This window comes from Flavobacterium wongokense, from assembly GCF_021608265.1.
Lineage (GTDB): Bacteria > Bacteroidota > Bacteroidia > Flavobacteriales > Flavobacteriaceae > Flavobacterium > Flavobacterium wongokense.
The window spans coordinates 1-352 of sequence record NZ_JAKIHP010000030.1; the positions used below are offsets into that span (position 1 = coordinate 1).

Genomic DNA, 352 nt, shown 5'->3' on the forward strand with positions numbered 1-352 from the left:
GGTATGTGATTATGATACTGCTACCCAGGATGCATCCACCACCGTTGACCTGACCCAGCAGACCCCAGTGGTACTGGCACAACAGCCTGCAGGCACTTACCTGGTGACCTATTATAATTCATTACCTGCGGCACAGGCCGGAACCGCACCGCTTATCCCTTCGACAAGCCATACCGCACATGATGGAGATCCAATATGGGTACGCGTTGAAAACACGGTTACCGGCTGTTTCAACATCGGTACCTTCCACATACAGGTTAATGCACCGCTATTGCTGACCACGCCAACCCCACTGAGCCTTTGCGATGACGATGCACTGCCAAACGACCAGTTCCATGTCTTTGACCTTACA

At 52.3% G+C, this 352-nt stretch carries 1 protein-coding gene; it reads left to right on the forward strand.

Annotated elements, in window-relative coordinates; translation table 11 throughout:
* The coding region (locus tag L1S31_RS14880; RefSeq protein ID WP_236465568.1) for an FIDD domain-containing protein at nucleotides 1-352 on the forward strand (352 nt) is incomplete at both ends.